This is a genomic window from Alteromonas sp. AO-Serp, assembly GCF_017849675.1.
Taxonomy (GTDB): Bacteria; Pseudomonadota; Gammaproteobacteria; order Enterobacterales; family Alteromonadaceae; genus Alteromonas; species Alteromonas macleodii.
Genome location: NZ_JAFLMX010000030.1, coordinates 56828 through 63473, shown reverse-complemented (window position 1 = coordinate 63473; position 6646 = coordinate 56828). Strand labels below are relative to the sequence as shown.

At 45.1% G+C, this 6646-nt stretch carries 5 protein-coding genes and 1 pseudogene; 1 reads left to right on the top strand and 5 read right to left on the bottom strand.

Annotated features, from left to right (window positions below):
* From QVA83_RS02610 to QVA83_RS02590, 5 genes and pseudogenes are all read right to left on the bottom strand, one after another.
* Nucleotides 1-473: pseudogene (locus QVA83_RS02610) on the bottom strand (ATP-grasp domain-containing protein); the annotation flags it as partial.
* A 110-nt stretch (nucleotides 474-583) separates the two neighbouring features.
* On the bottom strand, nucleotides 584-790 hold the full coding sequence (locus QVA83_RS02605) for a hypothetical protein (protein ID WP_156078915.1): 207 nt from the start codon (nucleotides 788-790) through the stop codon (nucleotides 584-586).
* Between the two features lie 47 nt (nucleotides 791-837).
* Complete coding sequence (locus QVA83_RS02600; protein WP_014950963.1) at nucleotides 838-1149, bottom strand: helix-turn-helix domain-containing protein; 312 nt, start codon at nucleotides 1147-1149, stop codon at nucleotides 838-840.
* Nucleotides 1146-3413, bottom strand: a complete 2268-nt coding sequence (locus QVA83_RS02595; RefSeq protein WP_156078914.1) for a peptidase domain-containing ABC transporter — start codon at nucleotides 3411-3413, stop codon at nucleotides 1146-1148. Before QVA83_RS02595 ends, QVA83_RS02600 begins: the two co-directional genes overlap by 4 nt.
* 2 nt (nucleotides 3414-3415) lie before the next feature.
* Entirely contained in the window at nucleotides 3416-4669 is a 1254-nt protein-coding gene (locus QVA83_RS02590) for an HlyD family secretion protein (protein ID WP_014977568.1), read from the bottom strand.
* Nucleotides 4670-5087: 418 nt separating this feature from the next.
* On the opposite strand from QVA83_RS02590, the gene QVA83_RS02585 reads away from it, so the two are divergent.
* Entirely contained in the window at nucleotides 5088-6632 is a 1545-nt protein-coding gene (locus tag QVA83_RS02585; RefSeq protein ID WP_039226763.1) for a hydroxymethylglutaryl-CoA reductase, read from the top strand.
* The last annotated feature ends 14 nt before the right edge of the window (nucleotides 6633-6646 follow it).

Genomic DNA, 6646 nt, shown 5'->3' with positions numbered 1-6646 from the left:
CGCGATTGATAAGGTTTACACTGGTGGCTTCGAACAGCGTCGATAGAGTTCACCCATTTAATGTCGCTATAGCTGAACCAGCAAAGTAGCGCACTTGCTCGCTCCTGCTCAACCCACCCTGCGTTTTCTAGCAAAGTAGATTCACCATCATGAGGTCTATCACCTTGTGTTTGAGCATCTGCACTGGCATCGTTTTTAGCATTATCACGAGGGGCTTTTAGCGGTATGCCAGGTAGGTACTCATGCCAATAAGCGGCCTGGGTATTCGAGAACGTAACTCTAGGTTGGTCGCAAAGTGAAGGCGAATTGAAATGAATTAGCCCGTCATCGAAGTCAGGGTCATAGCTGATCTTCCAAGTAGAACCAAAATGTTGCGTATTGGCGAAATAAAAGGGCGTGTTATTTTGGTGAAGTGCTTTGGCTATATGTTGAATTTGTGGGTCTTGCTCACTGCCTAGTAGTGCGACGTGCATTTGCGTTCCTTGCTAGCGTTGTAAGTGTTCAAAGAATCTAGTAGCCCTTAAAGCAACACATGGGATACTGCCTAAACCGTATCCATGTGTTGACTTTGATAAGCGGTAAGTTACGACAAAATATCAGGTAGTTTGCCGCCGCCTTCACCAATAGCCATGGTTATGTAAACGGGCTCTTTAGGTCTTGGACCGACTACCGGCACACTTTCACTTAGGCGAGCTCGTAGTCCGCCGGATACCTCAAATAGCTGAGATTCAGCAACGGTAGCAAGCTTAGAATTTGCTGGTTGGTTCTGAGTTAATGGATGGTTTTTCATAATGTACGCTCCTTGTAGTGGCGTGGTGAGTAATGAAGTGGACACGCTTACAGCGAAGCCACTTCTTGGTAAAGGGTTCTAAAACAGCAGGCAATAAGCACAGAACGGTTGCTAATGTTGAGCTTTTTGTAAATGTTGGCGCAGTGAAATTTGACGGTCCTTTCACTGATGAATAGTTCTGAGGCAATAACCTTATTTGAGCGTCCTTCCATTATTTTGTGTGCAACTTGTAGTTCGCGTTTTGATAAACAGTCAATGGGGATAACGCTGTTCCGAGCGGTAATGCCGTTCGCATCTATTTGCATGCGTTCAGCTGCTGTCATCAATACTGCGGGTTCTCTGATTTCATGTGTTTTCATAGTGTTTCTCCTTGTTTACCTGATGTTGCGCTTCCTGTTACTTCAGTGGGAGGGCATAGATGTAAGTTGCCGTTTTCCAGACGATAAACCTTGTCTGCCATGGCAATTGATTGAGGGCGATGTGCCACAATAATTCGCGTCATATTTAGAGACTTAAGGTGATGATTTATTTGAGCCTCGTTTTCCATATCTAGGTGACTGCTTGCTTCGTCTAAAAATAAAATGTCTGGCTCTTGATAAAGCGCTCTTGCTAGAAGCAGGCGCTGTTTTTGACCACCACTTAAGCTGCTACCCATATCACCGACCAAGGAGTGGTATTGCATAGGCATTTGCATGATGTCTTCATGGATACAGGCAAGCTGAGCGACGTAAACCATTTTCTTGAGGTCGGGAGCTTCTTCAAAACAACAGATATTTTGCGCGATGGTGCCGCTTAAACAGGTATCCTCCTGAAGCACTGACGCGATGACTGGGTTTGTAGAGCTTGGGTGTTCAATATTGCCTTCTGAAACAGGGTACAGTCCCATCAGGCACTTAAGCATTGTGCTTTTTCCACAGCCGCTATCGCCTGTGATTGCGACGATCTCTCCGCTATGTACCGAGAACATTAGATTTTTAAACACCCACGCATTGGTCTCACTGTAGCGATAACTGAGCGCCGCCGCTTTAAGCGCTATAGGGCGAGTTTTGGCATCAAGAAGCGAGGGCGTACTTGCGCCATCAGGCGTTAAAACGTTAGGTGCAAGTGAGTTGGACGTGGATGAGTTGGGGACGTCTGCACTGCTAAAATGATCGTTTTGTTTTTCAAATGTATCGTCCTTAGTTTTTAACGACAGAGGCTTCTGCTGTGATGGTGTGAGTAAAATGTCGCTTAAGCGGTTGAAGTGAACACCTAACATACTAAGCTCAATCAGCTTGTTAACTACGCCATCTAATGCGCTGACAAAGCGAGCTTTGTACGCCATAAATGCCAGCAGCATCCCTATCGAAAGGGTTCCTTCCATAACTAGGCTGGCACCAATATACACAACGACCAAATTTTCAGCGCCAAACAATAGCTGATTGGTCAGTGCGCTGCCTATGTTGATCTTTCCAAGAATAATGTCTTTGTTTAGCGTGGCGACAAGCTTGTTTTGCCACTGTCCGTGGCGCTGTACTTCTTGGCTGTATACGCGAATAGGTAGGATAGCGCGTACGCTTTCCATAAAGTGACTTTGTTCTAATGCTGCAAGCGCAATGCGTTCAGTGGTAAGACGTTTAATAAACGGCAGCAGTCCAAGACGAACGGCGAGGTAGGCAAGCATGATTGCCACTACAACCAGCGTGAGTTTGGGCGAATATAAAATCATTACTGCTAGCGTGATCACTGCCATAAGCCCGTCTAACAGCGCAGTAACCAGGCCAGTGGTTAGGAACTCACGAATACTCGCCAGTGAGCCAAAGCGGGATACCACATCGCCAATATGTCGCTTGTCGAAGTAGTCCAAGGGAAGCGATAATAAGTGCTTAAATACCGACGCCGACATTTGAAGTTGAAGGCGAGACGACACCGACAGAATAACGAACTTTCTTATCCCGCTAGTAAAAGTTTCTATTATTAGTAGCAGGGCAAACCCTATTGCCAGCGCTTTCAGTAATGCATCGTTGTTATAAATCAATACATCATCTACGACTGTTTGCATGTAATAGGGTGAAGCAAGTGCAAATAACTGCAACACAATCGATAACGCAAAAAGGGTTAGAAGATTGCGCTTAAACCCTGTTGTTCGAGTGAAGAATTGACTAAGACCCAAACGTGGCGCGGACTTCTTGGGACTAAATGTGTCGCTAGGCGTGACTTCAAGTGCAATACCAGTAATGTACTTCGACGCCTCAGAATAAGTGAGTTTTCTTTCTCCAAGCGCGGGGTCGTGAATGGTAAGAGTTTTTCCCTTCACTTTAGTTAACACAACAAAGTGATTCATGTTCCAATGTAGAATTGCAGGGCAAGATAATTGCGCCAAGTGCTCCATTTCTATCTTGATGGCGCGGGTTTGGAAACCCAAATCACTGGCAATGCGCATTACGTCTTTTAACGTAGTGCCTCGTAGCGACACAGACACAGACTGACGTAGAGCATTTAGATCACGTTTATCAGAATAGTACTGCGCAATCATAGTCATACAAGCAAGTCCACACTCAGCTGCTTCGCTTTGCAGTACAACGGGCACACGCTTTTTTGTATAAAGGATTTGCGTTGAAAGTGGGTGTGTAATGTTCATCATGATTACAGCTTCCCAGTAATGCTATACAGTGGTTCCATTAACCACTCCATCAACGTACGTTGACTTAAATCTACGTCTGCAGAAAATGTCATCCCAGCTTTCAGTGAAATATTGTTTCCATAAGCCAATATTTCTTTTGTATTTAGCGTTGCAGTAACAAGATAAGCGGGTTCACTAATAGAAATAGGGATGTCGGTAAGCTCACCAGGTAGCACCAACGAAGGTGAAATGTTCACTATCTCCCCTGACTGCACACCAAATTTTTGATAAGGAAATGCGTCGTATCGAATATGCAGGGCTTGGCCTTTGCGTAAAAATCCAGCAGACCGCACGGGAACTGCAATACGCGCTTGAATGTCGGCATTTTTAGGCAGTAAGGTAAGAAGCGGGCGAGAGCTATCGATGGTATATCCCGCCTTTACTTGAAGGCCGGATATCACGCCATTGTGAGGCGCATAAATCGTTTCTTCTGCGTTACTCTTGTGACTTACTATTTGCTGCGTGAGATCGCTCAAGGTGTTCTCCACGTTTGCCATTTCATTGGCCTGCTGTTGAGGCAAAGTGGCAAGTTCATGGTGGAGAGCAGCGATATTCGCCTTTTCGTCATTTTGGTCTTTTTGGGCCAACGTAAGCTGTTGTTCGGCGGTCAATCTTTGTAGCGTATGGTTTTCATAGTCTGCTTGGCTAATGTGCCCTTGATTAAGTAAGGTTTGCGCTTTCTCCCACTGCTTTAGTGCTAGTGCCCACTGGGTTTGCGACAATTCAACGATGGCGTCTAAAGCCGTTAATGCCCGTTTGGCTTGGCTTAGTTGTTCTTCTAAGCCTTGTCGCTGCGCTCTATGCAACACATCAAGACGTTGAATACTTTGACGTGTTCGATGCTGCTTTGCTTCAAGCTCAGCGAGCAACTGCGTGCTAACTTTATTACCTGATGCATCATCGCTACTGTAGTTGATCTTAATTAGCGGCGCGCCCTTACTCACTAATTGACCTTCACTGACCAATACATCAAGTACTTTGCCGCGCCTTGCATCGGCATAGAGCTTAAAAACGCCATGACTGGGTTCCAGCCATCCACTCACTGATGCCTTTCGTGCGTAGCTTCCCGTATTTAGATAAATAATCACTGCCAAAATCCAGACCACAAGCAGGCCAGCTATTGCAGAATAAACAGGTTTTGGGGTCATTAAAAAACGTCCATCAACAGCATTTGATTGCTCATCAATGACTTCCTTTCTAAACAGTCCTGTTCTCATCTCCATTCCTTTTTTGTTTATGCATTTGCGTTGCAGTGCTTATCTAACTTTGTTTGGGTCACGTTAAAGGTATCTGGCCGCCACTTCCGTTTAGGCTTTTTCTCCTTGGCATCACAGTCCTTGACGCCTCCGTTTTGTTACTACCAGATACCTTGTGGTCAACATTACTGCGGTGACGGTGTTCACTTTAGGTGGGTTGGGAACTTGATGAATTACTGCTAAGGTCTATATTTCAGTAGCACACGGTTTCACTGGTGTTGGCGCATTTTTGAAAGCGGCTGGCTCAAATTTAGAAGTGATTCAGACACAAATAATTGCCAGTAAAATACAAAGAAGTCATAGAGCTGTATAAAGAATGTGCTATAAAAAACAAAGGAATATGAAAATAACACGGTAAAAACACACAGAAGGAAGCCTCATGTTTGTGCCCAGCATACTTTTAAAGCAACTCTATACACGCGCAAGTCTTACGAAGACAGATAAAGGCTTATCTTTTTCTCTGAAAAACAGATTGAAAGACGCAACCATTAAAGAAGTAAAGTGGATATCTCTTGATGGCGAAAAAATTCCAGAGCATAAAATTTCACTCCAGTTAACTCCCGACTCCAGTATTTCCGTAGAAGCATTAAATAAATCAGACGGAGAGCCCTTTGGCTTGCGTCAAACCATTACCGTGCATTTAGATATTGATGAAGCGCCGTGCCCAGAAAAGCGAAAACTGGGTATTTGCTTTTCTGCTTCGCCTTTTGGCAAGCTTAAATTTGAAGTGGAAGACAATATTACTGCGCCAGGACAACGCAGCGCTTTTATTCCTCGTGACGACATGGATGACTACGGCGAAAGTATTATAAAAACACGCCAAGAATATTTCGAAAGCGCCACCGGAAAGAAAATTGATCACGTAGGTAAGTATTCAATCGACCCACAAGCGCTAAAGGGGAATATTGAGCATTTTATTGGCGTGGCGCAGGTTCCTATTGGTATTGCAGGGCCGTTGAAGATAAACGGAGAGCATGCACAAGGGGAGTTTGTCGTGCCGTTAGCGACAACCGAAGGTACACTGGTGGCATCGTATAACCGAGGCATGAAGCTGCTTAACATGAGCGGTGGCGTAACGGCAACGGTCGTCGACGATGCTATGCAGCGAGCCCCTGTATTTATTTTTGAAAATGCACGGGGTGCTAGAGATTTCGTTAAATGGATTAAAGCAAACTTTGAAAAGATTAAGGAAGAAGCAGAAGCGACCTCAAGTATTGCTAAGCTGACGTATATCGACCATTTCCTATCGAATAAATTTGCGTTTTTGCGTTTTAACTTTAAGACCGGTGACGCAGCGGGTCAAAACATGGTTGGCCGTGCTACCTTCGCAGCATGTGGGTGGATACTTGATCATTATGAGGGGATAGAGAATTTCTACCTTGAGTCTAACTTTGCTACAGACAAAAAGGCCTCTCAAATAAACATTATGCGTACCCGTGGTAAACGGGTGACAGCTGAAGCCACTATTAAACGCGAACATTTATTAGAAGTAATGCGCGTAGACCCCAAACAGATAGATTATCACGGCCGTGTAGCTGGCGTAGGATCTTTCTTGTCTGGTGTGAATAACACGGGTCTGCATTCACCAAACGGTATTACTGCTATGTTTATCGCCACAGGGCAGGATGTTGCAAACGTATCTGAATCGTCGGCGGCAATGATGTATTCAGAATTAACAGACGACGGTGACCTGTACGTGTCTATTACCATTCCATCGCTCATCGTAGCGACGTATGGCGGTGGTACAGGAATAGGTACACAGCGCGAGTGCTTAGAGTTGCTGGATTGCTACGGGCGAGATCGCGTGTATAAATTTGCAGAAATTGTGGCGTCTGTGGTGTTGGCTGGAGAGATATCACTAGCATCAGCCATTAGTTCGTCAGACTGGGTGTCGTCACACGAACAGTATGGCCGAAACAGATAAAACCTTGGCCAACG

Coding starts and splice junctions, on each gene's coding strand:
- QVA83_RS02605 (WP_156078915.1), bottom strand. CDS start 790: ATGAAAAACCATCCATTAACTCAGAACCAACCAGCAAATTCTAAGCTT.
- QVA83_RS02600 (WP_014950963.1), bottom strand. CDS start 1,149: ATGAAAACACATGAAATCAGAGAACCCGCAGTATTGATGACAGCAGCT.
- QVA83_RS02595 (WP_156078914.1), bottom strand. CDS start 3,413: ATGATGAACATTACACACCCACTTTCAACGCAAATCCTTTATACAAAA.
- QVA83_RS02590 (WP_014977568.1), bottom strand. CDS start 4,669: ATGAGAACAGGACTGTTTAGAAAGGAAGTCATTGATGAGCAATCAAAT.
- QVA83_RS02585 (WP_039226763.1), top strand. CDS start 5,088: ATGTTTGTGCCCAGCATACTTTTAAAGCAACTCTATACACGCGCAAGT.